22 protein-coding genes are annotated in these 26,191 nt (G+C 41.0%); 4 read left to right on the top strand and 18 right to left on the bottom strand.

The window, feature by feature from the left end:
• Positions 1 to 284: 284 nt before the first annotated feature.
• Entirely contained in the window at positions 285 to 1,142 is an 858-nt protein-coding gene (locus H5183_RS12675) for a tetratricopeptide repeat protein (protein WP_145241107.1), read from the bottom strand.
• Positions 1,143 to 1,242: 100 nt separating this feature from the next.
• On the opposite strand from H5183_RS12675, the gene H5183_RS12670 reads away from it, so the two are divergent.
• The gene (locus H5183_RS12670; RefSeq protein ID WP_182718320.1) at positions 1,243 to 2,553 is read left to right on the top strand and encodes a M20 family metallopeptidase; all 1,311 of its coding nucleotides are present in this window, start codon (positions 1,243 to 1,245) and stop codon (positions 2,551 to 2,553) included.
• Positions 2,554 to 2,569: 16 nt separating this feature from the next.
• Here H5183_RS12670 and H5183_RS12665 read toward each other — a convergent pair whose 3' ends face one another.
• The 4 genes from H5183_RS12665 to pomA form a co-directional block, all read right to left on the bottom strand.
• Positions 2,570 to 4,480, bottom strand: a complete 1,911-nt coding sequence (locus H5183_RS12665; protein ID WP_182731838.1) for a DNA topoisomerase III — start codon at positions 4,478 to 4,480, stop codon at positions 2,570 to 2,572.
• Between the two features lie 72 nt (positions 4,481 to 4,552).
• Positions 4,553 to 5,035, bottom strand: coding sequence for a hypothetical protein (locus H5183_RS12660; protein WP_182731837.1), 483 nt, complete (start codon positions 5,033 to 5,035; stop codon positions 4,553 to 4,555).
• Between the two features lie 147 nt (positions 5,036 to 5,182).
• Positions 5,183 to 6,103: a flagellar motor protein MotB gene (locus tag H5183_RS12655; protein ID WP_145241115.1), complete on the bottom strand. Its 921-nt coding sequence runs from the start codon at positions 6,101 to 6,103 to the stop codon at positions 5,183 to 5,185.
• 2 nt (positions 6,104 to 6,105) lie between these two features.
• On the bottom strand, positions 6,106 to 6,873 hold the full coding sequence (gene pomA / locus H5183_RS12650) for a flagellar motor protein PomA (protein WP_145241117.1): 768 nt from the start codon (positions 6,871 to 6,873) through the stop codon (positions 6,106 to 6,108).
• Positions 6,874 to 7,174: 301 nt separating this feature from the next.
• On the opposite strand from pomA, the gene H5183_RS12645 reads away from it, so the two are divergent.
• The 3 genes from H5183_RS12645 to dxs all read left to right on the top strand — a co-directional run bounded on the left by H5183_RS12645 (position 7,175) and on the right by dxs (position 10,276).
• Positions 7,175 to 7,417 (top strand): exodeoxyribonuclease VII small subunit, encoded by a 243-nt coding sequence (locus H5183_RS12645; protein ID WP_145241119.1) that lies wholly within the window; start codon positions 7,175 to 7,177, stop codon positions 7,415 to 7,417.
• A 3-nt stretch (positions 7,418 to 7,420) separates the two neighbouring features.
• Positions 7,421 to 8,308 carry a (2E,6E)-farnesyl diphosphate synthase gene (ispA, locus tag H5183_RS12640; protein ID WP_145241121.1) on the top strand — a complete coding sequence of 296 codons (888 nt, stop codon included), beginning with the start codon at positions 7,421 to 7,423 and terminating at the stop codon, positions 8,306 to 8,308.
• Positions 8,309 to 8,413: 105 nt separating this feature from the next.
• Complete coding sequence (gene dxs, locus H5183_RS12635; RefSeq protein ID WP_182731836.1) at positions 8,414 to 10,276, top strand: 1-deoxy-D-xylulose-5-phosphate synthase; 1,863 nt, start codon at positions 8,414 to 8,416, stop codon at positions 10,274 to 10,276.
• A 59-nt stretch (positions 10,277 to 10,335) separates the two neighbouring features.
• Here the strand turns inward: dxs and H5183_RS12630 are convergent, their stop codons facing one another.
• The 13 genes from H5183_RS12630 to thrA form a co-directional block, all read right to left on the bottom strand.
• Positions 10,336 to 13,422: a ligand-binding sensor domain-containing diguanylate cyclase gene (locus H5183_RS12630; RefSeq protein WP_182731835.1), complete on the bottom strand. Its 3,087-nt coding sequence runs from the start codon at positions 13,420 to 13,422 to the stop codon at positions 10,336 to 10,338.
• A 29-nt stretch (positions 13,423 to 13,451) separates the two neighbouring features.
• Positions 13,452 to 13,937: a phosphatidylglycerophosphatase A gene (locus H5183_RS12625; protein WP_145241127.1), complete on the bottom strand. Its 486-nt coding sequence runs from the start codon at positions 13,935 to 13,937 to the stop codon at positions 13,452 to 13,454.
• Positions 13,934 to 14,908, bottom strand: a complete 975-nt coding sequence (gene thiL / locus H5183_RS12620; protein ID WP_145241129.1) for a thiamine-phosphate kinase — start codon at positions 14,906 to 14,908, stop codon at positions 13,934 to 13,936. Before thiL ends, H5183_RS12625 begins: the two co-directional genes overlap by 4 nt.
• A 44-nt stretch (positions 14,909 to 14,952) precedes the next feature.
• Complete coding sequence (gene nusB / locus H5183_RS12615; RefSeq protein ID WP_145241131.1) at positions 14,953 to 15,363, bottom strand: transcription antitermination factor NusB; 411 nt, start codon at positions 15,361 to 15,363, stop codon at positions 14,953 to 14,955.
• Between the two features lie 15 nt (positions 15,364 to 15,378).
• Positions 15,379 to 15,843 carry a 6,7-dimethyl-8-ribityllumazine synthase gene (ribE, locus tag H5183_RS12610; protein ID WP_145241133.1) on the bottom strand — a complete coding sequence of 155 codons (465 nt, stop codon included), beginning with the start codon at positions 15,841 to 15,843 and terminating at the stop codon, positions 15,379 to 15,381.
• A 101-nt stretch (positions 15,844 to 15,944) separates the two neighbouring features.
• Positions 15,945 to 17,057: a bifunctional 3,4-dihydroxy-2-butanone-4-phosphate synthase/GTP cyclohydrolase II gene (ribBA, locus tag H5183_RS12605; RefSeq protein WP_145241135.1), complete on the bottom strand. Its 1,113-nt coding sequence runs from the start codon at positions 17,055 to 17,057 to the stop codon at positions 15,945 to 15,947.
• A 29-nt stretch (positions 17,058 to 17,086) separates the two neighbouring features.
• Positions 17,087 to 17,740, bottom strand: a complete 654-nt coding sequence (locus tag H5183_RS12600; RefSeq protein WP_145241136.1) for a riboflavin synthase — start codon at positions 17,738 to 17,740, stop codon at positions 17,087 to 17,089.
• Positions 17,741 to 17,752: 12 nt separating this feature from the next.
• On the bottom strand, positions 17,753 to 18,895 hold the full coding sequence (gene ribD, locus H5183_RS12595; protein ID WP_182731834.1) for a bifunctional diaminohydroxyphosphoribosylaminopyrimidine deaminase/5-amino-6-(5-phosphoribosylamino)uracil reductase RibD: 1,143 nt from the start codon (positions 18,893 to 18,895) through the stop codon (positions 17,753 to 17,755).
• Between the two features lies 1 nt (position 18,896).
• On the bottom strand, positions 18,897 to 19,346 hold the full coding sequence (gene nrdR, locus H5183_RS12590; protein WP_016708083.1) for a transcriptional regulator NrdR: 450 nt from the start codon (positions 19,344 to 19,346) through the stop codon (positions 18,897 to 18,899).
• A gap of 102 nt (positions 19,347 to 19,448) precedes the next feature.
• On the bottom strand, positions 19,449 to 20,705 hold the full coding sequence (gene glyA / locus H5183_RS12585) for a serine hydroxymethyltransferase (protein WP_145241140.1): 1,257 nt from the start codon (positions 20,703 to 20,705) through the stop codon (positions 19,449 to 19,451).
• Between the two features lie 735 nt (positions 20,706 to 21,440).
• Positions 21,441 to 22,724: a threonine synthase gene (gene thrC / locus H5183_RS12580; protein ID WP_182718314.1), complete on the bottom strand. Its 1,284-nt coding sequence runs from the start codon at positions 22,722 to 22,724 to the stop codon at positions 21,441 to 21,443.
• An 18-nt stretch (positions 22,725 to 22,742) separates the two neighbouring features.
• Positions 22,743 to 23,669, bottom strand: coding sequence for a homoserine kinase (gene thrB / locus H5183_RS12575; RefSeq protein ID WP_182731833.1), 927 nt, complete (start codon positions 23,667 to 23,669; stop codon positions 22,743 to 22,745).
• Positions 23,670 to 23,678: 9 nt separating this feature from the next.
• Positions 23,679 to 26,096, bottom strand: a complete 2,418-nt coding sequence (gene thrA, locus H5183_RS12570) for a bifunctional aspartate kinase/homoserine dehydrogenase I (protein ID WP_182731832.1) — start codon at positions 26,094 to 26,096, stop codon at positions 23,679 to 23,681.
• Between the last annotated feature and the right edge of the window lie 95 nt (positions 26,097 to 26,191).

Genomic DNA, 26,191 nt, shown 5'->3' with positions numbered 1-26,191 from the left:
AACTCTTGCCTCGCTAAGCGTTGCTGTCTGCCGTCTCAGTGGGGTCGCATTATAGGGCGCGGCGAATTTTACGCAAGCGTTTTTTAAAGAAAACTTGAAATAAAGTGCTGTTCGTTCAATTTACGCGCTAAACACACTAAAACCCCTAGTCAACTGTACAAAATAACAACGACTTTTCCCTGAAAGGATCTTCAGTATTATCTATTATCGATATTTCGCAAGTTTTTGGCATAAAAAAAGCGCCATTAACTTCGGCGCTTTCCATAAAACAAAATAAAAACTTGTTAATAGAGGATACTGTAAAGCTTTCTTCTATATTTAGCCGCTAAACTATCACCATCCGGTAAAGAGGCAATAATAGCTAAATAACTTACCTTGGCATCGGCAAAATTCAAATCTTTTTTCAACACTGTAAATAGTAACTCTAACGCTTGCTCTTTTTTGCCTGCTTGGTCGTATGCTGCACTTAGTTCAACTTTTAATTCAAGATCGTTAGGATACTTTTCAACTTTCGCTTGTAATGCTTTTAGCTCTGGCGATTCTTGTGCTTGAAGTGCTTGTGCGCACTTTGCTTGAATATTTGTAAAGTATGCATCTTGCTCATTTTCATTTACTGAAGCTAACAAAGCTTGCGCGTCATCCAGTTTATGAATTTGAATGCATATATCTGCCAATACTAATTTTATACGCGCATTTGTATTGTCTAATTCGTAAGCCTGCTTGGCAAAATTAAACGCTTGATTTAAATCCTGAGCGATCAGTGCTTGCTTGGCTTGTTCTAACAACATTTCATGAGGCTGCGGTAAATGTTTACTTAACGCTTCTCTGATTTGAGTTTCAGCTTGTGCACCGGCTAATACATCAACAGGTGCTGAATCTTTTAATAGCACTAAGGTTGGTAATGTTTGTAGTCCAACTTGCTGTGCTAGTTGTGCTGCGAGTGCTTGCTCTAAATCACAATCTAATGTGGCAACTAATATATAGTCACCATAATCTTTGGCTATTGTCTGTAAAATAGCTGCTTGAGATTGACACTCTGGACTTTGTGCTGAAAAGAAACTTAACAGGACTAGTTTTTGTTGTGATGTTTCACCCAGCACTTGTTGAAGATTTTGCGGATTAACATTTACCATATTATTCATTGCTATTGATTGCCATATCAGACTATTTAGGGTTTTATATGGAGGCAAACATAATAATTACAAGCCCAGAATCACAAGCCATAAATCAAAAAGGTCTTTTATGAAATTTCATAGTCTATACGCTGCACTTATACTGCTTAGTCCATTAGCAAGCTCAACAACCTTGGAGCTGAAGTTAGATAAAACGATGCCTGCCATTGAAAAGTTTTACTTAGATTTACACCAGTCCCCAGAACTTTCATACCATGAGCAAGAAACGGGAGAAAAGCTTGCCACCAAATTACGTGCGCTTGGCTATGAGGTGACCGACAATGTGGGTGGCTTTGGTGTAGTAGGCTTATATAAAAATGGTGATGGCCCGACAATAATGATCCGTACTGATACAGACGGCTTACCAATCATAGAACAAACTGGTAAATCATATGCTTCAACAGTCACTGTTATGAATGATGAAGGAGCAAACGTTGGTGTGATGCACGGATGTGGTCATGATATTCATATGAGTTCATTTATTGGTACTGCGCAACAATTAATGCTACATAAAGATGCATGGCAAGGAACCTTAATGATGGTGGCACAACCTGCAGAAGAGGTGGGAGGCGGTGCAAAAGCGATGCTCAAAGAAGGTTTATTTAGTAAATATCCGACTCCTGATCACGTTATCGCTTTGCATGTTAGTGCGAGTGTTCCTGCAGGACAAGTCAGTATGAAAAATGAGTACACCATGGCCAGTGTGGATTCAGTAGATATTACGGTTAAAGGTAAAGGTGGTCATGGTGCTTACCCACATATGACTATTGACCCTGTTGTTATCGCATCACGGATCGTGTTGGCACTGCAAACAATTACCAGTCGCGAATTATCACCTCTTGAACCCTCAGTAATCACAGTGGGTTCAATTCACGGTGGAGCTAAACATAATGTAATTTCGAATGAAGTAAAGCTACAGCTGACACTTAGAAGTTATAATCCTAAAATTCGCGAGCAACAAATTGCAGCTATAAAACGTATAACTAAAGGCATTGCATTAAGTGCAGGATTGGATGAAAGCTTAATACCAGTGGTTTATGTACATGAAGATGAGTCAATCCCATCTACATATAACGACCCTGCACAAACTAATATTGTACGTAGTGCGATTAGCTCGGCGATTGGACAAAGTAATGTGCTTGAAACCGAAGCGGTTATGGCAGGGGAAGATTTTGGTTTATATGGCCGCACAGATAAAAACATCCCTATCACCTTATTTTGGTTAGGTGGTGTAGAGCAAGCTCAATATCAAGCGGCACAAACATCAGGGGCAACTTTACCTTCACTACATTCAAGTAAATTTGCACCTGACTATAAAGTTGCAATCCCCACAGGTATCACTGCGATGAGTAACGCTGCGGTGGCTTTGTTTAATCAATAATCTTAGTAATGGATGACTAAGCCGATTTTGTTTTTGGTTTAGTTTTTCTTGTAAAACGCCGCTTTTGCGGCGTTTTTGGTAATTGTGCAAATACGTTGCTATCACAATTTTTGGCAAGTTCAACAAAAGCCGCTAAATCCACTAATAAAGGATTTAAAAATTGTTGATAACTCATTTGTTGTTCTGCTATGTCGCCCAACGATGCTTCCCATTTTGCGGTTAGGTCTGGGCTGGCTAAACCATGCGGTAACGCACTGATCAATGCTTTACCTGTATCGGTTGCTAAAATGAGTTTACCTTGACGTCTTAAAAATTGTCTTCTAAATAATAACTCTAAAATACCCGCTCTGGTTGCTTCGGTTCCTAAGCCGTCTGTTTCTTTGAGTATTTTTTTGATTTCTGGATCTTTAACGTACCGACTAATACCTGTCATTGCACTAAGCAGCGTTGCATCATTGAAATGAGCTGGCGGGCTGGTCATTTTATCAATTACTTCACCGCGTTCACACTGCAACTGTTGCCCTTTAATTAATGGCGGCAATATCTGCTCATCTTTTAATGCGGTTTTTCCCATTAACGCTTTAAAGCCTAAACTTACATCTTGTTTTGCGTTGGCTTTAAAGATACCACCATTAATTGTTATTTCAGCCTTTGTTTCATTGTAAATGTAGTCTGGATAAAACTGGATCAGATAATGACGGCTAATAAGACCATACACTTTACCTTCTTCAACGCTCAAACTTGCTGACTTTTGCTGCTTAGCGGTAGGAATAATGGCGTGATGCGCAGCCACCTTAGCATCGTTAAAACACTTACTGCGTTTACCCACATCTGCGCCTTGGCAATGAGTGTCATTTTGCCCGCCATTGATGGCAATTGCCTTTATTATACTGGCTGCTTCTTGGTGATGATCTTTGGGCAAGTAACGATTGTCTGAACGTGGATAGGTAATTAGCTTGTGACGCTCATATAAATTTTGACAAATATCCAATACCTTTTGTGCAGGCATTGAAAAAGCTTTCGCAGCATCAATTTGTAACGCTGACAAATTATACGGCAAAGGTGCTTGTTGCTTTTTCTGCTTTTGTTCAAGCGCAGTAACTTCACCTGATTGATTAGAAATTCGCGACGCAACATTCTCAGCAAGGCCTCGATGGAGCACTCGCCCCTCTTCATCTTGATAAGGTTCACACGCTTTGCTTGGTTGCCACTTTGCTGTAAACGGCTCTTTATTTTCGGTACTTAAATGAGCTAATACTTCATAAAAAGGTTTTGGCACAAAATTAGCAATCTCGTTATCACGCTGGACAACCAATCCTAATATCGGTGTTTGTACACGCCCTACTGATAATACATTACCAAACCCTGCTTTTTGACCTGCAAGCGTATAGGCGCGCGTTAAATTCATACCAAACAGCCAATCAGCTCGCGAACGCGCCAAAGCAGATACACTAAGTGGAATAAATTCACGGTTAGAGCGAACGTTTTGCAGCGACTTTTTAACCGCGCTAACATTCAAATCACTGATCAATAAACGTTGAATTTGCTGTTTTTTGGCTTGGCTAAGTTTAACTTGCTCAATCACCTCATCAACAAGTAATTGCCCTTCTCTGTCTGGATCACCAGCATGAACAAGTTGATCAGCTTGTTTGATTAACTTTTTAAGTACCGTAAGTTGCTTACGAGTTTTAGATTTTGCTTTTAACTGCCATTGCTGTGGGATAATCGGTAAGTCATCAAAGCGCCATTTTTTATATTGCTCATTATAATCATCAGGCTCTGCTTGCTCGAGCAAGTGACCTATACACCAAGAAACACAATCGCCATTAGCCACTTCAATATAGCCATCATGTTTTTTATGAGGCTTTGGTAGCGCATCAGCAATGGCACGACCTAAAGATGGCTTCTCGGCTATATAAAGTTTCATAGGGCACTATCAATAACTGGTTATTTACACAGTAGTTTAGCACACGTAATTTAATCTACAAATAGTTAATGATTAGCTCTTTAGACTGCGATTTTTTCGCATAAATAAATACAACAGAGGAAGGTAGCACACAACGACAGTGCCAATATTGATTAACGGTAATAACGTTTTATACAGCATAGTGCTATACGATAAATCCCAAAGGTGGCGATCCACTAATCTAAATAATTGTAAGATAGGCGCACTAATTACAACCAATTGACCAATCACACTTTGCCAAAGATACACTTTATCTTTAATAGCCCAGTAAGCAATCAAAGCCATCCAAGCAATATCATTAAAAGCCCAAACTACATAACGCCAAATATAAGGGTCATCTAACTCTCTAAGGCTTGAATAAATCACAGCGCCATACAAGAAGAAAACAGCTGTAATCAAGACAAAGCGTAATGCCAACCAATCCTTACGTAAGTAAAATACAAAAATAGCTGGGAGTAAAAATAACACCCAGCTATATTCAAGTATAAAAATTAAATTGTTCACCCAATTAGGCATTGACGTTACTTAACATTCTTCTCTTCATCATCGCCACCAGAACCATTGCCCGGCATATAGCTATATTTATCAACGTTTTTCATCAGACACTCCGTTACACTTGTTAAAAAACTACTTTAAGCTAAATTAGGTACTTTGCCAAGCATCTTAACGAACATCTATCGGATCTGATTCCTTAGCCTTGCCTTGCATTATTGAAATTTCCACGCGGCGATTACGTCGTCTATCCGCATCAGAATCATTTGGAACAAGTGGTCGAGTTTCGGCATGACCGACAACAACCATTCTGGTTTTATCAAAGCCTTGCGCTTTTTGCATTTCAGTTGCAACCGCAACTGCACGCTTCGATGATAAGTCCCAGTTATTGGTATACAGCTCATTCGAAACTTGAAAATCATCAGTATGACCAGACACCGTAATTTCACCTGGCACATCTTTTAGTAACGCAGCTATATCACGAATGATTGGTTTAAACTTAGGTTGTAAAAATGCACTCCCAGATGGAAATGAACCATTTTCACGAATACGAATAATAATTTGCTGACCTAATGATTCCAACTCAACAGCACCATCCATGATTTGTTGTTCCAATTGCTGGGCTATCTTTTTAACTAACTCATTAACCTGCTCTTGATCAGCTGCAGAAATAGATTGTTCTGATGCTTGTTGTTGCGCTGTACTTTGTGACTCACCGCCACGCTTATTACCGCGTTGCTCTTGACGACCGCCAGCGGAGCTTTCATCACCAGCCTGAAACTCAAGCATTTGCTGGGTCATTTCGACAGTTTGCTGTTGAATGGTTTCGATTGGAGTAGGTTCAGGTTTACCTGGGGTGAACTCCATCGCGATAACGGATGTTCCTTTGGGAATATCTTTTACTTCTATTTTATTTTGTACACCAAAGGCAAACTTCATTGAGCCTGCGATTTGTTTAAATTTAAGTACATCCATTTCTGAAAACGCGAGTAAAAGTACAAAGAAGCACATCAATAGTGACATCAAATCCGCGAAGGTACCCATCCATGCTGGTAACCCGGGTGGTGGACACTTGCACTCTTGATCTGACATGCTTACTCCTCAGTATCCACTTTTCGTTTTGATTCAGCTAGGTAGTTTTTCAAAATACCTTCGATGACTTTTGGGTTTTGGCCATCTTGTATACCTAATACCGCATCTAAAATTAGCCGCTGATTCATTGCTTCTTCGTCTTTACGCAATTCCAATTTTACTTGGATAGGAATTGCCACCACGTTTGCTAAAAACGCACCATATAATGTTGTTAAAAGCGCTACCGCCATCGCAGGACCAATCGCTTTAGGGTCATCCATATTCGACAACATCGCAACTAGACCAATCAAAGTACCGATCATACCCATCGCAGGCGCAATATCGGCAAGCGCTTTAAACAAACCGGCCCCCGATTCATGACGAGTAGAAGTAAGAGAAATATCTTTTTGCAAGGTGGCACGAACAACATCAGCGTCATGACCGTCAACAAGCATATCAACCCCTTTACGCATAAACGCATTGGGTATTTCTGCTTCCTCTAGTGCTAAAAATCCGCCTTTACGGGCCGAGTCTGCAAGTTCAACTGCTTTTTCGATAAGCTCTTCAGGTGACTCTATTTTGAACATGAAGGCTTTAGCCGCGACTTTACCGATACCGAGGAATTGACTCATCGTATAGTTTGATAACACTATAAAAATCGAACCACCGAAAACAATAACCACCGATGGCGTGTTATAAAACATAGCCACTTCGCCGCCACTACTTAGTACCATTGACATAGCAATAAGACCAATAGCTCCGAGAATACCTATAATGGTTGCTAAATCCACTTACCCCTCCAGAGGAATCGATGCTTTGTTGCTACCAGCAACAAATTTTTATTATTAACAGCTTATCGGCAATCTATTGAATTACTTAAACCATTTAATGAAAAAAATGAAATGAAAGTTTTCAACCCTATTTGGCATTTTAAGCTACCATTGATAACCTGCAAGGTTTAAGCAAAGGTATAAATAATTAAAAGTGGCAAGAAAACAATTAATTATTCAAAAAAAATGCATCACCCTTTGACCTAGTTTAGCATTCCCCCTAAAATTGGCCTCACATTTCTATCATCTAAGTTAAATCAGTATGGCGACGAAAAAACCAGAGAACCTAAGCTTCGAGCAAGCGCTTGATGAATTATCCTTAATCGTCACAGAAATGGAGCAAGGAGAGCTTTCCCTTGAGCAATCGTTAAAACAGTTTGAACGCGGTATTGCTTTAGCCGGCGCATCTTCAAGTAAGTTACAACAAGCTGAACAAAAAGTAGCGATTTTAATGGGTAGTGATAGTCAGTCACCACTTACTAACTTTGATAATGATTTGGAATAACGGGTGTTAATAACAGAGCAAATAAAATGTGCTCAACAAGATGTTGAAGCCACTCTCAATCGGTATTTTGAGCAACCGCTCGACACCGAGCAAAGCATCAAACAAGCCACCCACTACAGCGTTTTAAATGGCGGTAAACGATTACGGCCATTTTTAGTGTATGCCACGGGAAAAATGCTTGGCGCAAATAAACAAGATTTAGACGTGTTGGCTGCTGCTATTGAATGTATTCATAGTTATTCGTTAGTTCATGATGATTTACCCGCGATGGATGACGACGACCTGCGACGTGGTAGACCGACTTGCCATATTGTCTATGGCGAAGCTCATGCTATTTTAGCTGGTGATGCGCTGCAAACATTAGCGTTTGATTTAATTGCTAACCATTCATTTAACGTTCCTGCACAGCAACAGTTAAAAATGATTGCAGCACTTGCCAAAGCATCAGGTATTGAAGGTATGGTCGGTGGTCAAGCACTGGATATTGCAGCGACTGACAAATTAGTCAATTTAGCTGAGCTCGAACGTATCCATAAATTAAAAACAGGTGCTTTGTTAAATTGTGCAATTACTTTAGGTGCATTATGCGCAGCTGATACAAATCAACAAACATTATTACAATTAAAACAGTTTGGTGATGCAATTGGACTAGCTTTTCAGGTGCAAGACGATATTCTTGACATCGAAGGTGATACCCAAGTCTTAGGTAAACCACAAGGCTCCGATGTTGCAGCAAATAAAGCGACCTACCCTGCTCTACTTGGGCTTACAGGTGCAAAACAAAAAGCACAATCATTACTAAAATGCGCACTCGATGCGTTAGCAGCAATAGATGCTGACACTTCTGAGCTAGAAAACTTGGCAAAATACATTGTTGAACGCGATTATTAATTCTAGGCTCTAGCTTGAGCAAGTAATGATGTACAAAATAACTAAAGAATCAGAGTAATATTACGCTATAATGACCTCTGGTTAGCGAAGGATGTATTAAAAATCATGACACTTGATAGTAGCAAGTATCCATTATTAGGTTTGGTTGACGAACCAGCCCAGTTGCGTGATTTAGCGCAAGACAAATTACCTGCTTTTAGTAATGAGTTACGTGATTACTTACTAAACTCAGTCTCGCAAAGTAGTGGTCACTTAGCATCAGGTTTAGGCACAGTTGAGCTTACTGTAGCGCTTCATTATGTATATAACACCCCTGAAGATCGCTTAGTATGGGATGTAGGCCATCAAGCATACCCACATAAAATTCTCACAGGGCGCCGTGATAAAATGCACACGATCCGCCAAAAAGACGGTTTACATCCGTTTCCATTTCGTGAAGAAAGCCACTACGACACTTTTAGTGTTGGCCATTCAAGCACCTCGATCTCTGCTGCTTTAGGCATGTCAATTGCGGCGCAAAAAGAAGGCAAAGGACGAAAAACAGTAGCGGTTATTGGTGATGGTGCGATTACCGCGGGTATGGCGTTTGAAGCAATGAATCACTTAGGTGATGTTAAATCTGACATGCTGATCATATTAAACGATAACGAAATGTCGATTTCTGAAAATGTCGGTGCACTAACTAATCATTTCGCTCGTATCTTATCAGGCAGTTTTTACACTAACATTCGTGAAGGTAGTAAAAAGCTGCTATCTGGCGTGCCACCAGTAAAAGAATTAGCCAGCCGCATGGAAGAGCACTTAAAAGGCATGGTTATCCCAGGCACCTTTTTTGAAGAGTTAGGCTTAAATTACATTGGCCCAATTGATGGTCATGATGTAAACATGTTGGTTGATACACTGCGCAATATGCGTAACCTAAAAGGGCCGCAGTTACTGCATATCAAAACCCAAAAAGGTAAAGGCTATAAACCAGCAGAAGCAGATCCAATAGGCTATCACGGCGTACCTAAGTTCGACCCTGCGATTTCCAGCCTACCAAAATCAAAACCAGGCGCTGCGACTTTTTCTAAAGTATTTGGCGATTGGTTGTGTGACATGGCAAGTCAAGATGAAAAGCTTATGGCAATCACCCCAGCTATGCGTGAAGGTTCAGGCATGGTGCGTTTTTCAAAAGAATACCCTGAGCAATATTTTGATGTTGCCATTGCCGAGCAACACGCGGTTACTTTAGCCGCAGGTTTTGCCTGCGAAGGCTTAAAACCAGTTGTCGCTATTTATTCAAGCTTTTTACAACGTGCCTACGATCAGCTTATTCACGATGTTGCTCTGCAAAACTTACCCGTGTTATTTGCAATTGACCGTGCTGGTATTGTTGGTGCTGATGGCGAAACTCATCAAGGCGCATACGATTTAAGCTTTATCCGTTGTATCCCCAATATGATTATCATGGCACCGAGTGATACTAATGAATGTCGTCAAATGCTGTACACTGGTTATCGTTGTAACAGCCCTGTTGCAGTTCGTTATCCTCGTGGTAGTGCTGGCACAACTGAAATCTGCGAGCAAATGACTGAGCTTGAAATTGGTAAAGGTCGTGTGATTAAACAAGGTGCTAAAATCGCAGTTTTATCCTTTGGTACTTTACTTGAAAACGCTCAACTGGCAGTCAATGAATTAAATGCCAGCCTCGTTGATATGCGTTTTGTTAAACCTCTTGATAGCGCACTAATCGACACTTTATTAGCCGATCATGACGTCATTGTAACCCTTGAAGATAACGCGATTGTTGGTGGTGCAGGCTCTGCTGTTAATGAATATTTAGCAGCTATAAAAGCAAAAGTAAGCATCCTTAATTTAGGTATTCCTGATGAGTTCATCAAGCATGGAACACAAGAACAAATGCATGATGAAATGGGCTTAGGTGAACAAGGTATCTTAACCTCAATCAAAGCCTTTATAAGCTAACATCCTATTTAATAAAAAAAGGAGCCGCTGGCTCCTTTTTTATTCTCACGTGATTAGAGCTAGCGCATCCACACTTTGATATCTGCTAAACCATTGGCTTGTAATACGCTCAGTTGTTGCTCAACATTATTGGTTTGCTCAAATTCAAAGGCATCTAACTGTTCATCAAAGGTGATGTTTGCAATACCATCGCCACCGCGCTTTTTAACTTGATGTAGCGCGATATCCGCTAAGTTGACAGAGGTTTCCCAACCAATAACCTGACCACCTAATAATGGTAATGGGTAAAATGAAAAGCCAATCGATGCAGTCAAGTTTATACTGTCACCACTGGGTAACTTAAATGTGTGATCAGCAATTACTTTACACAGCTGTGCAACATAACTGTCGATTGCAGTGCGTTTAAAGTCACGTAGCAGTAACAAGAATTCATCACCACTCCAACGGGCAACATAATCGGATCCTTGCGTACGAGAGTTAAGCAATGCAGCCATTTGCTGCAAACAACTATCACCACCAATCGGTCCATAAGCGTCATTAATGCGGCTAAAATTATCAAAATTAATGATTAGCAACACCAAGGATTTCCCCTGCGCTTGTAATGATTGTGAGTTACGCTGGAAGTGCTCTATATCTTTTGGTAGTTGATCAAATAAGAAGCGGCGGCTTCTCAGCCCAGTAAGTTCATCAGAGTGACTCATAAGCTTTAGCTGAGAGTTAACTTGATTAAGCTTATCATTAGCTTGGCGCAGCTCCCCGGTGCGTTCTGTGATTAAACTTTCAAGCGCGGTTTGCTTACGGCGTTCTTGCTTTCTAAATACCCAAAACACTAAATAAAATAATAAAATAAAACTACCAGTGATCAACAGCCGAAAATAAATTGTTTCATCAAACCGTCTTGGTACTACAAATGAATATTCCGTACTTTGCGCTTTTTGCCAACCTTCACCTTGTCGTTTAGCCTCAAGTTGAAACAAAAATGCACCAGGCGGTAAATTGGTATAAATAGCTTCACGGCGGGTATTAGCATAACGCCAATCGCTGTCTAAACCAGTTAAACGATAGCGAAACTCAATACTGGTCGGTGCATAATAGTCTATCGCAGTGTATTTAAGGGTGATATCACGCTCATCGATTTCTAATTCAGGATTACGCCCTAATGCAGCTGTTGCAAGTTTACGTATCCCAGTATTTAAACTCTCAACCTTTGGCTGTAATGGTTTAACGCCAAACAGCTCAATATCTTTAGGGATCTCCACGACCCCCTGTAGGCTCGGATACCACATTGAATTGCCTAACTCCGCCACAGCATCATGGCCAAGGCCGGTACAACACTGGCTGGCCTTACCGTCTAGTTGACGATCGTATGACGAAATAACCTGCTCTACTTTTAAGCTTTCAATATCGTTACTAAACTGCTCAACCGGCATTCGGTAGACACCTTTCATGGTACTAACCCATATGCGCTTGAGCTTTTCATCATAACGTAAACTAAAAATAGAACCGTAAGGTAAGCCATTGGTAGCATCTAACTGACGCCAATGCCCTTGTGTGCTTCGATAAAATAAACCATCATTTAATGAGCCGATTAATATACCAACTCCATCAATGTTTAAGATGCTTGTAACATAAGCACTTTCAAGACTCGTTTGATCGCCAATTTTTTCAATACCACGATCAGTAAAGTAGTAAGCGCCTTTGCTAGTGCCAATTAAACCAAAATTAGCTTCATCAACGACATAAGTAATAAACTTACTGCCTAAAAATGCGTTATAAGCAAATGGGGTTAAACCACCGTAACTAAGCCGATACATACCCCGGCCAGTACCAAGCCAAAAGCCTCCTTTGCTGGAGCGACTAATCGCAAACACCGGGTTATCTTTTAAAGCGCGTCCAGGGACAGTGAACAAGGTGTTGTTTTCATAAATATACACACCACGTCCAGTGGCGATATATAACCGTGAGCCATCAAACTGTAAATCATGCACGGCTGCACGTCCGTATTGATTACTTGGGATTTGATTGATAAAGTTTTTATCTAAATCAAAGTAGCCTACACCACTGCGGTTAGCGACCCATAATCTCCCATCGGGCGCTTGGCTAATGGCCATAACCGCTTCGGTCATTTGTGATATAGCTGAGTGACGTTCTATTCTGCCTTCGTGCGCAAGCCATAATCCTTCACTAAAACTCGCAAGCCAAATATTATTATCATTATCGCGATATAAATCAGCAAACCAAATACTTTGGTCAAGTTGGCTCGGTTCAACCCATTGCCAATCGCCGGAGTTATCTCGAAACAGTAAGCGCCCATAGGTCGAAATCCACAGTGCTCCATTTGAGTCACTCATAAATTTATAAACCGCTGAGTTATTCGCATTGGGCAGTGGAAAAGGCCTTAACTCGTCATCTAAATCTAAAAAGTAAGCACCGAGCTCTGACGCTAAATATAAGTTGCCTTCCAGCCATGCTAAATCGTGAATAATCGTTTGTGCTAAACGCTCAGGTATCGATACCTTAGCAGTTAGTTCTAAACGTAACTTTGCAAAATCAGAGGAGGAATTAGTTAACCGTAGCAAGTATCGTTCATTCACCAGCCAGATCCCTTCTGGCGATAATGCCAGCTGACTGACAGTACCAACAATCTGCTTTACTGAACTGGCACTCATCACAGGGACTAGTAAGTCATGCACTGCGCTGACATTGATCTGATTGCGAGATACAAAGTACAGGCCATTCGCTGCTATCCAAATACTGCCTTTCGCATCTTCGATAACATCGCGTACAGGGCCTTTTACACTAAACTCTTGCGCTGCCATAGTGGTGGGATCGATGACCACAATACCATCTTTAGTACCAATCCATAAATAGCCTTCGCTATCGACTAGTAATTTATTAATGCCGTTACTGGGTAAGAAATTACTATTTAAGGTGTTGTAATTAGTGAATGTATTGCCATCAAAGCGACTGAGGCCAAACTGAGTTCCCAGCCACATATAGCCTTGCTTATCTTGCACGACACTTTTAAGTGACTGCGATGGTAAGCCATTTTGCATATTCCATTGTTTTACAACATAGTCGGTAATTGACGCCTTACTTGGCATACTGCAGAACAGCACAATAATAACCAATAAAAATCGCATCATAACGTCAATACCTCGTTGCAAAACTAAGGTTAAAAGGGCAAATAACCCATTTTAAACAATGCCTGAACACAAATTAAAGAAAATATACCAGCTAAAACATCATCCGCCATAATACCTACACCACCATGAACCCGCTTATCAAGAAAGCGAATAGGACCTGGTTTAGCGATATCAAAAAAACGAAATAACAAAAAACCCACTAACAAAGACTGCCAACTTAATGCAGCTCCGATCATGGTAATGTAAAATCCGGCAACTTCATCCCATACAATCGCGGGATGATCATGTACTCCCAGATCATCAGCGGTTTTGCCACATGCCCATATACCAAAAATACTAATAACCACCGCAAATACAATTTGTAACCACAGCGGGAAATACATAGTAGTAAAAATAAACGGTAGCGCAGCAAAGGTACCAAACGTACCCGGCGCTTTAGGCGCTAACCCTAAACCAAAGCCCAAACCAAAAAATTGATGAGGGCGCTTTAAATTAAATAATGCAGGTTTATTCAAACCGACTCCTTGGTGAAGTGTTCAAAACCAGCATCATCATATGCTAATTTTTCGCCATCGAGCATCAGCTCAACTTCGCCTTCACCACTTTTTATTTGTCCAATGCAGGCTGCATCTACACCATACTGGCGCAATTTCATTTCCAGCATACTTTTATTGCTATCAGGTACCGTAAATAACAACTCATAGTCATCGCCATAATTGAGGATAAACGGCAGTTGTTGATCTCGTTCTAAAGTAGCACGCAATGCATCCGAGGTTGGTATTTTATTCACATCAATACAAGCGCTAACTTGCGACAGAGCTAAAATATGTCCAAGATCTGCCAATAGACCATCTGAGATATCAATCGCTGATGATGCTAAACCGCGTAATACTTGCCCCGCAGCAACACGCGGAGTTGGGTAATCAAATCGTTGATTAACGTACCTTAAGTGCTCTGGAGCAATCTTAATATCTTGCTTACGAGCTTCAATCGCAAGCCCGGCATCACCTAGCGGCCCTGTAACATAAACCCAGTCACCTACTTTAGCACCGCTTCGGCGCAGTGCTTTACCTGCAGGCACTGTACCTTTAGCACAAATAGTAATTGTTAACGGCCCTTGCGTGGTATCGCCACCAATGATTTGAACATTAAAATACTCTGCGATTTCATGCATGCCTTCGGTGAATTCTTCCAGCCACTCAACATCAATATTTGGCAACGTTAAAGCAACCGAAACCCACGTAGGCTCAGCCCCCATAGCAGCTAAATCACTTAAGTTTACGGCAAGAGCACGATGGCCTAATGCACGCGGATCGATATCATCAAAAAAATGTACGCCTGCTACCAGTGTATCGGTGGTAATCGCTAACTGACAATTTTCAGGAACAGTAACCAATGCACAATCGTCACCAATCCCTAAATTAACATCGCGACGAGTTATGCCACGACCTTTAAAGTAGCGATTTATTAATTCAAATTCCTTCATACACAAAAAAGCCGGCCTATGCCGGCTCTCCTTTTACGGTCGCATTACTTACGTAAATGCTTTACCGCTTTATCAAGTACACCATTAACAAATTTATGGCTGTCTTCAGCGCCAAATATCTTAGCAAGCTCAATACCTTCGTTGATAGCAACCTTATAAGGTACATCTTCACGGAATTTCAGCTCATAGCTGCTTAAACGTAAAATAGCGCGTTCAACTTGGTCTAACTCGTTAAATGGACGAGTTAAATGTGGCGATACTGCTTCGTCTAGTTGCTTATGATTTATAGCAACACCACGCGAAAGATCTTTAAAGTATTCAACATCAATTTTAGTCACATCGTTTTCGATCAACATTTGTTGTTCGATATCGGCAATGGCATTGCCACTTAATTGCCAAGAATAAACGGCTTGAAGTGCTAAGATACGTGCTTTACGTCTTGCTGCTGGTTTCACAAAAATTCCTTAAACTTAAATTTTATCTAACACATTAACCATTTCAAGTGCGCCTAAAGCAGCTTCGCCGCCTTTGTTGCCCATCTTAGTGCCAGCGCGTTCAATCGCTTGCTCAATGCTTTCAGTGGTTAATACGCCAAATGCAATCGGGATATCATACTCAAGCGACACTTGCGCTAAGCCTTTATTTGATTCGCCAGCGACAAGATCAAAATGTGGTGTACCACCTCTGATCACAACGCCTAAAGCGATGATTGCATCATACTCTTTTTTTGCTGCAACGCGTTTCGCCGCTAAAGGTAATTCTACCGCACCTGGTACATAAACTACGGTAATATCATCATCAGATACACCACCAGTACGTTTTAATTCATCAACAGCACCAGCTAATAGGCTGCTACCAATAAAGTCATTAAAACGAGAAATAACGATAGCGAATTTCTTGCCAGGAGCGTATTTATTACCTTCAATAATTTTCATTCGATAACCCTAAAAAATAAGTTCAAGCGGTTGCGATTGCGCAAAAATTGCTGCGCATCATACCATATAAATAAAATAATAGCCTAGTTTAAGCGTTGTGCTTATTGTGGCTCTACGTAGTCAACCACTTCTAAGTGAAAGCCCGATAACGCATGGTACTTTTTAGGTAAGCTCATCAAACGCATTTTTTCAATGCCCAAGTCAGCTAAAATTTGTGACCCTACGCCTACGGTGCGTGAAGTACCTTGGAATTTACGATGCGCTACCGTCTCACCAGCATCTTCTGCAGCAAACGCTTTGACTGTCGCTTCTAGTTCTTCGGTGCATTCTTGCTTACCTAGAATAACTAACACACCTTGATGCTTTGCAATATAAGCCATGGCATCTGACAAGCCCCAGCTTCTATCGGCACTGCGATCAGATAACAAAATATCATTGAAGGTACTTTTTAAATGAACCCGTACTAAGGTTGGTTCATTCGTTTTAACCTCACCATTTAACAGCGCATAATGTAACTGGCCGTCAATGGTATCTTTATAAGTAACTAAATCAAACTCACCATGTACGGTTGGCAACTTACATTTTGCCACTTGCTCAATGGTGGTTTCATTCATGTTACGGTATTCAATTAAATCAGCAATAGTGCCAATTTTGATATTATGTTGCTCAGCAAATACTTCTAAATCAGGACGACGCGCCATGGTGCCATCAGCATTAAGAATTTCCACAATTACTGATGAAGGCTCTAAACCGGCTAAGCGGGCTAAATCACAACCGGCTTCAGTGTGACCGGCACGCGTTAATACGCCACCTGGTTGTGCCATAATAGGAAAGATATGCCCAGGTTGAACGATATCACTTGGTACAGCACCTTTGGCAATCGCAGCTTGCACAGTACGAGCGCGATCTGCAGCAGAAATTCCCGTAGTCACACCTTTCGATGCTTCAATCGACATCGTAAAGTTAGTCGAAAATGCCGCACCATTGTTTTTTACCATTAATGGTAAATCAAGTTGCTCACAGCGCTCTTGAGTCATTGTTAGGCAAATTAAGCCGCGACCATGAGTGGCCATAAAATTGATCGCTTCAGCACTAATGTGCTCGGCTGCGATAATTAAATCGCCTTCATTTTCTCTGTCTTCATCATCCATTAAAATAACCATTTTACCGGCTTTAATGTCATCAATAATTTCTTGTGCGCTGTGTAAATTCATAATCTGCTCGTGTAAGTTGTGGAGTGCGTTTATTTAATAAAACCGGCTTGGGCGAGTAAACTCATCGAAATATCTGAACTAGCTGGCTGCTCTGCCCCTTTGATCAAACGCTCTAAATAACGCGCGATTTGATCTACTTCTAAGTTCACTTGCGTGCCTACTTTAAAATCAGCAATAGTTGTTTGCTCACTAGTGTGCGGCACAATTGTCAGTTTAAATTTATTATCTGCTACTGCATTTACTGTTAGGCTAATACCATCAATGCATACCGAGCCTTTATAAGGAATATATTTCATTAGTTGTACATCGGTGCTTAACCAGTACTCAACGGCACGCGCATTAGGCGTAATTGCGGTAATAGTCGCGATGCCATCAACATGCCCTGAAACTAAGTGACCACCTAAACGAGATACTGGCTGCATGGCTTTCTCAAGGTTTACAGTTTGCCCTTGTTTATAGTGAGCAAATCCCGTTAAACTAATCGTCTCATTTGATAAGTCAGCGCTAAATCCATCACTGTGCTTGGCCACAACCGTTAAGCAAACCCCATTAGTTGCAATGCTATCGCCTAAATTTACATCGGCCATATCAAGGTTATTACTTTTAATGCGGATAGCTAAATCGCCTTGCTTTTGTTGTAACTCGCTAATAGTGCCCGTTGCTTCGATGATCCCAGTAAACATAGTGGTTACTCTTTAGTTATTTGGTTTAGATGAGGCTTTGCGTGGTGTCGCCGTGATACGAATATCGTCACCGATACACACACACTCATTAATTGATAAATTAACAACGTCCTGCATACTTGTCAGCTCTGTAAAGTTTAGTAAGCTTTTGCCGTCATTCCCTAACAACTTCGGCGCCAGATAAACAATATATTCATCAATTAAATTACATTCAGTCATTTGGCCCGCTAAGGTTGCCCCTGCCTCTAACCAAATATGATTAAACTGTTGCTGCGCTAGAAGTTTCATGGCAGCCACTAAATCAACTTTATTATTTTTTTCTGGTACTACAATATGGCTTACGTAATGAGGCCATTGCTGTGATTTATCAAGTTCAGTGGTAAGAATAATTACTTCACTGGCAATGCTAAATAATGCTAGCTCAGGTGTTAAACGATTTTGTGAATCAATAATAATACGTACAGGTTGGCGTACAGGTAATTGCGTTGGTAACGGCTCTAGCAGCTCATCAACACGAACATTGAGTTTTGCATTATCAACTAATACTGTGTCCGCACCGGTTAAAATAGCGCAGCTTTGTGCGCGCTGTAGTTGCACATCTTGGCGAGCCTTAGGGCCCGTTATCCACTTACTTTGACCGTTTTTAAGTGCCGTTTTACCATCAAGGCTTGCGGCCATTTTGCAGGTAATAAATGGCATACCTTGCTCCATGCGCTTTAAAAAGCCACGGTTTAACAGCCTTGCTTGTTGTTCTAACAAACCTGACGCAACCTCAATGCCCGCGTCCGCTAAAATAGCTAAACCTTTACCGGCTACCTGCGGGTTTGGATCAACCATAGCAGCAATTACTTTTACCACGCCAGCAGCTTTTAAACCTTCGGCACACGGCGGTGTGCGACCAAAATGGCTACAAGGTTCAAGCGTGACATAAGCAGTTGCACCAAAGGCTTGGCTACCCGCCATTGCTAATGCATTCACTTCAGCATGGCCTTGGCCGGCAACTTGATGAAAACCTTCACCAACAATAACGTCATTTTTTACTAATACACAGCCAACGTTTGGGTTTGGGGTGGTAGTAAAGCGTCCTTGTTTGGCAAGCTCAATCGCTCGGGTCATATAAGAGAAATCTTGTTCGCTAAACTGATATTGGTTCATATCACTCTCCCAAACGGGCAATTTCTTCACCAAATTCACGAATATCTTCGAATGAACGGTATACCGATGCAAATCTGACGTAAGCGACTTTATCGAGTTTTTTCAACGCTTCCATAATGCATTCGCCAATCAGGTGACTGGAAATCTCACGCTCGCCGGTGGCACGTAATTGCGATTTAATAATATTGACCACTTCATCAACTTGCTCGGTACTGACGGGGCGTTTTTCTAATGCGCGGTGTAGACCATTAAGGAGTTTATCTTCATTGAAAGGTTCACGGCTACCGTCTTGTTTGATCACCCGAGGCATTACAAGTTCTGCGCCTTCAAAGGTAGTAAAGCGTTCATGACATTCATTGCATTCACGGCGTCGCCTTACTTGGTGGCCACCTCCCACTAAACGCGAGTCAATCACTTTGGTATCTTTTGCGGTGCAAAATGGACAATGCATAGGTATCAGCTTCCGTTAAAAACAAAAAAGGCCGCTTTTAGGCGGCCTTTATAATAGCAAAAAACTAAGCTATTGTGATCTAAATTACTGTTTGTAACTCAATTAAGCGTAAACAGGTAATTTTTTACAGATTGCTTTAACTTTCTCTTTTACTTGTGCTTGTACTGACTCATCGTTGATGTTGTCTAGTACGTCACAGATCCAGCCAGCAAGCTCTTTAGACTCAGCTTCTTTAAAACCACGGCGTGTGATTGCCGGTGAACCAATACGTAAACCAGACGTTACAAACGGTGAACGTGGGTCATTTGGTACTGAGTTTTTATTTACGGTGATATTAGCATTACCTAAAGCCGCATCTGCGTCTTTACCAGTGATGTCTTTATCAATTAGATCAAGTAAGAACAAGTGGTTTTCTGTTTTATCAGATACGATCTTATAACCGCGCTCTTGCATTACTGCAACCATAGCTTTAGCATTTTTCACAACTTGAGTTTGGTATACTTTAAACTCTGGTTGTAATGCTTCTTTAAATGCCACTGCTTTGGCAGCGATAATGTGACATAAAGGACCACCTTGACCACCAGGGAATACTGCACTGTTAAGCTTTTTATAAATAGCTTCGTCGCCACAAGCAGAAATAATCAAACCACCACGAGGGCCGGCTAATGTCTTATGCGTAGTTGTAGTAACAACGTGTGCATGTGGTACTGGGCTTGGGTAAACACCAGCAGCAATAAGACCTGCAACGTGAGCCATATCAACAAACAAGTAAGCGCCTACTTTGTCAGCGATTTCACGGAATTTAGCCCAATCAACAATACCTGAGTATGCTGAGAAACCACCGATGATCATTTTTGGTTTGTGCTCAAGTGCAAGTGCTTCAACTTGTGCGTAATCAATCTCGCCAGTCGCTTCGTCAAGTCCGTATTGGATTGCGTTATAAAGCTTACCAGAGAAGCTTACATGTGATCCATGCGTTAAGTGACCACCATGAGCTAAGCTCATACCTAACACTGTATCGCCAGCATCTAATAAAGCTAAGAACACAGCAGCATTTGCTTGTGAACCTGCGTGAGGCTGAACGTTAGCATAATCTGAACCAAACAATTCGTTGGCACGGTCAATCGCTAGTTGTTCAACCACGTCAACATGCTCACAACCACCGTAGTAACGCTTGCCCGGATAACCTTCAGCATATTTGTTTGTTAGCTGTGAACCCTGCGCTTCTAGTACGCGTGGGCTACAGTAGTTCTCAGATGCGATAAGCTCGATGTGTTCTTCTTGGCGAGCAGTCTCTTTAGTGATTGCTTCAAATAACTCTGGATCGAAATCCGAAATATTCATGCTACGTTCTAACATGGGGGCTCCTAGGGCAACGTGTATGGTATTTTGAAGGCTGAATTATACGCTGAAAACGTCAATTTGCCTATGGTGTAAAGATGAACATATTTAAACAGGGATTGAATTTAATTCACAGTGTTTTTGTAATGATATTTTTTTATTAAAGCATCAGAAATTTTAATGAATAAAAGCAAATAACATTTACATTATTTATACCTTAATCTGTTGCATTCGCGATTGTTTACACTATTATGATACCAATGTAATCATGGATGATGAACTAATTTACTATGCTAGCTAAACCTATCTACGAATCAATTCCTTATTGTTATATCATTGTTGGCGGACTTTGCATTTTACTTTTCAGCACTGTTTTACCAACAGCCATTGGTATTTTTTTATTCTTCAATGGTGCCAACATTTGGCGATTACGCTCAAATTCACGGCGTAAAGATCATAAAGTAAATCGCATTAAAGTTAACAAACACTTTTATTATTATGAATTTAAACCATTTATTTTATTTATGTGCGGATTACTCCTAATCCATTGGGTAGCGAATGAATTAGTTATACTTGCAGGGATTATGATCTGCCTTATAGCCATTTTAATTTTTTGTTTACGAGTGCTAAACCGCCGTTCACGTTCAATAGTTTAATTTTCCATTACTGCTATTAAGTACAATTTAAAGCAATAAAAAACGACATTGCTTTCACATATGCCGTTTATTTTTAGTTTTACTGAGCGGGTAAAAACTAACCTAGTTTAGCTAATAATATTTCACGCAGGATATCGTAATCATCTGCGATATCTTCGGCTAAGCATGGTTTAGCTAATGCATCAGCTAGTGGTTTTGGCATTTCAAGTTCAATATTTAAAATCTCTTCAACACTTTCTTTAAACTTAGCCGGATGCGCTGTTGCCAGAAAAATACCAGCAGAATCAGTTGCTAAGTTAGCTTTTAGGCCCTGATAAGCAATCGCTGTATGTGGTTCAGCAACATAGCCTGTTTGATGAATTTTTTTCATCACTGCTTGGGTATCATTTTCATCAACACTAGTTGAATAAAAATCATCATAACTAAACCATTTGTTATCAAGCATGGTTTGTACACGTGGCCAATTATTAGGTTTACTCACATCCATGGCATTAGACAATGACTCGATTGTGGCATTAGGCGCCCAGTTTTTATCAAGGATAAAGCGCGGTACAGTGTCATTTTGATTGGTTGTAGCGCTAAGTTTAGCGACCGGTAAACCAATCACCGCACCGATCATCGCCGCACATACATTACCAAAGTTACCACTAGGTATTGAGATATGTGCTTTGGCGCGCTGCTCTTTTGGTAATTGCGCTATTGCTTCAAAGTAATAACATACTTGTGCAACAAGGCGACTTATATTGATAGAATTAGCTGAATTTAAACCTAAGCGAGATTTAACTTCATCATCTAAAAAGGCATTTTTAACCATCGCTTGGCAATCATCAAAGCTACCATCTACAGCGTAGCAATGGATATTATTACCCAAAGTAGTAAACAATTTTTGCTGTGCTAATGAGATTTTACCTTTTGGATACAGGATAACCACATCAATATTTGGCTTGTTATAGAACGCATGCGCAACAGCTGCCCCAGTGTCCCCTGAGGTTGCTGTGAGTATTGTGGTTTTTTCACCTTGGCTAAATTGTGCCAAGCACTCAGCCATAAAGCGACCGCCAAAGTCTTTGAATGCAAGCGTTGGCCCATGGAACAACTCTAAACAATAAATATTGTCTTCAACTTCAACTAATTTAACAGGAAAGTTAAAGGCATTTTGCACCATTTGTGCAACCGTATCAGCAGGTAATTCATCACCAATCAAATGCGATAAAATCTTACTGCTACGAGTAACAAAGTCCATATCGAGTAAACTATCAACATCAGCTAAAGGCGCGAGCGATTCAGGGAAAAATACTCCTTGATTACGTCCTAAACCTGTTTTAACCGCTTCAACAAACGACACTTTTTGAGAATCATCTTTTAAATTATGTAATTGCATTATTAGTTCCTTAAATTCTTATAGCTGACGCGTGCCGACGTTATCGAGTTTACAAATGTGGCAGAAGCCTTGCTCATTAATATAGTTTTGTTCAAGCCACTGTGCGCATTGCTGTGCAGCTTCAAGCGTTTTGCACACGGTAAATAATGTAGGACCAGCACCTGAGATACTGACAATCTCAGCACCAAACTCTGGCAGCGCCGCTTTAGCTTCACTAAAACCGTTGATCAGTGGCGCACGATGCGGCTCCGCTATTTCATCACTCATGATGGAGAGTGCTTCATCAAATCGGCTAGTTAACAATAAAGTACTAAACGCTGATAAGCGCTGCGCAAATTCAACGCTCGCATGCATACTTAGCTGTTTTGGTAACACTGAACGCGCTTTAGCGGTATTAAGTGAAAAACCAGGAAAAGCCGCTACGTAATACCAACGCTCATCAACCGGTAAAGCAATTGATTTATTTGGAATTAAATCACCAGTAAGCTGCAAACCACCCAAGTAACACGGAGTGATATTGTCGTAATGACGACCGCCACTGACAATCGCTTCAAAATCAGCCATTAATTCAATTAACTGCACTTGGCTCAGTGCAGTACCTGCAAACTGATCCAGCGCCGCAAATGTGGCTACTACAGAGCAAGCACTTGAACCAAGACCCGAGCCAATTGGTAAGTTCTTTTTTAATTCCAGTTTAACGCTTGGCATGGTTGGCGCTACATGTTCACGAAAATGCACTAAACACTGATACGCTAAATTTTCACTGGCATCGCTTGGTAGTTTATCTGCGTAATCCCCAGAGCATATAAATTCGTCAAGCTCGCTAGAACTTACCGCAACAACATCACCTAATAACGTGCCATCAATAGGAGCAAGCGCAGCACCTAAGGCATCAAAACCAACTGCAAAATTACCGATTGAGGCTGGAGCATATACTTCGATCATTATACTCTCCTAGCGCGATAACGTTTTTAAAATGTCAGCAAATACCCCGGCCGCAGTCACTGCTGAGCCGGCACCATAACCACGAATAACAAATGGACGTGGTTGATAGTATGCACTCAAAATTGCTAAGGCATTTTCGCCGTCACGAATAACAGCCAGAGCATGCTTTTCATCTACCGCTTCAATACCTACTTTGCAGTGGCCTTGTTTGATAGTACCAACATAACGCAACACTTTGCCTTCACTTGCAGCACTTTGAATACGGTCATTAAACGCAGCATCTAAACTTGGCAATTTAGCCATAAATTCGTCAACGTTATCACCTTGGGCAAAACCCAAAGGAAGCACTGATTCAACTTCGATATCGCTCAACTCTAATTTCATACCTGCTTCGCGGGCAATAATTAATAACTTACGCGCGACATCAGTGCCCGATAAATCATCACGTGGATCTGGCTCAGTAAAACCACTCTCTTTTGCTTTAATGGTTGCCTCAGACAGTGATAAACCATCTTGCAATGCGCCAAACATATATGACAATGAACCGGATAAAATTCCGCTAAATTCAAGTAACTCATCGCCAGCACCAAACAGTGACTGTAAGTTATCGATTACTGGAAGACCTGCACCGACATTTGTTTCGTATAAAAACTTACGATTATTTTTTTGCGTTGCTGTAATTAAATCTTGGTAATAAGCATATGAACTTGTATTGGCTTTTTTATTTGCAGCCACAACGTGGAAACCGGCATTCAAAAAGTCTACATACTGAGCCGCTAAAGCATCTGAAGACGTACAATCAACCAGCACTGGATTGATTAAATGATTTTGCCTAACAAATTGTTCAACCAGTTTGAGGTCAAACGGTTGTTCTGATGCTGCCAACTTTTGCTGCCAATCGTCAAAAGCAATTCCTTCGCTATCAAGATGTAATTGACGTGAATTAGCAACACCATACAAGTTTAGTTTGATATTACGTTTTTCAAGCCATGCTTGCTGACGCTCTAACTGCTTAATAAGTTCTTGGCCAACTAAACCACAGCCTAATAAAAATACATCAATTGATGGGATATGAGTGAAGAAATTTTCGTGACACACTTTTACAGCATCATTACACAGCTCGCCGTCAATCACTGCTGAAATTGCACTTTCAGTTGAATCCTGAGCAATAGCGACAATGTTAACTTGTGCTTGGGCAAGTGATGCGAAAAATTTAGCAGCTAAGCCTTTATGAGCGCGCATATTATCACCCACTAAAGTAACGATTGCTAAATTACGCTGCACTTGTACAGGTTCAATTAGTCCCGCCTGTGATTCAAGCTCAAACGCAGTTTGCAATGCCTCAAGAGCCAATGGCAAATCTGATTCATGGACACAGAAGCTGATACTAAATTCACATGACGATTGAGTGATCAGTACAATCGAAACATTATCGTGAGCAAGGGCATTAAAAACTTTTGATGCCATGCCTACTTTACCTTTCATGCCGGGGCCTGAAACCGTTAGCATCGCAAGATTTTGTAAACTAGATAACGCTTTTACCGGCTCCGATGACACATTATCATTACTGATCAGTGATCCTTGTGCATCCGGATTATGGGTATTTTTAATTTCACACGGCACGCCAGCTTTAGCGCACGGTAGAATTGTTTTAGGATGGAGAACTTTGGCACCAAAGTAAGAAAGCTCCATCGCTTCTTTATATGATAAAAAATCAACTTTAGTGGCTTTTTTGATATAACGCGGATCAGCACTGTACACACCATCAACGTCAGTCCAAATTTGACATACTTCAGCTTCTAAACACGCTGCGGCAATTGCGGCTGAATAATCTGAGCCATTACGTCCCAGTGTAGTTAGCTGGCCTTGTTCGTTGCTAGCTGTAAAGCCAGGCATAATATAAATAGTCGCAGGATTAGCTTTTAAAGCCGTTTGAAAACGAATTTTACTCGCCACTAGATCAGCTTCTGCATCAATATGACCATTAGTTGATGCAATACAATCGGTTGCTTCGAGGTAGTGGGCGTTATGTGAGCTTAATAGACACTGCATCAGTGATACACTGATGCGCTCACCAAAACTAATAACATAAGCACGCACTTGATCTGGACAACATTGGATGAGTTTGACACCCGCTAGCTTATTTTGCAGTTCGTTTAAATCAGGCCAGTTTTGAACACTACCATATTCAGCTTCAACGGCTGCTTTTAAGCTTTGGCAACGCTCAATTAATGCGTCCCACTGTGTATCATAATCAAGTCCTTGTTCAGCAGCGCTTGCCAGTGCAACCAATGAATCGGTCATGCCACCTGGAGCGGATAGCACCAATAACATTTCGTCTTTTAATTGTGCTTTAACTAACTGTGCTACCTGTTGTAGGCAGGCAAAGTCAGCAAGTGACGACCCACCAAATTTTAATACTCGCATTTTTTATGTTTCCTCATCCCATAAAACGAAAAAAGGCCTGTGTTCGTTGTGAACACAGGCCTTTAAATTTGTTGCACCGACCTATGCCACTATCC

This window comes from Pseudoalteromonas sp. SR44-8 (assembly GCF_014163635.1).
Lineage (GTDB): Bacteria > Pseudomonadota > Gammaproteobacteria > Enterobacterales > Alteromonadaceae > Pseudoalteromonas > Pseudoalteromonas rhizosphaerae.
This window is presented reverse-complemented; position numbering and strand designations above follow the sequence as displayed.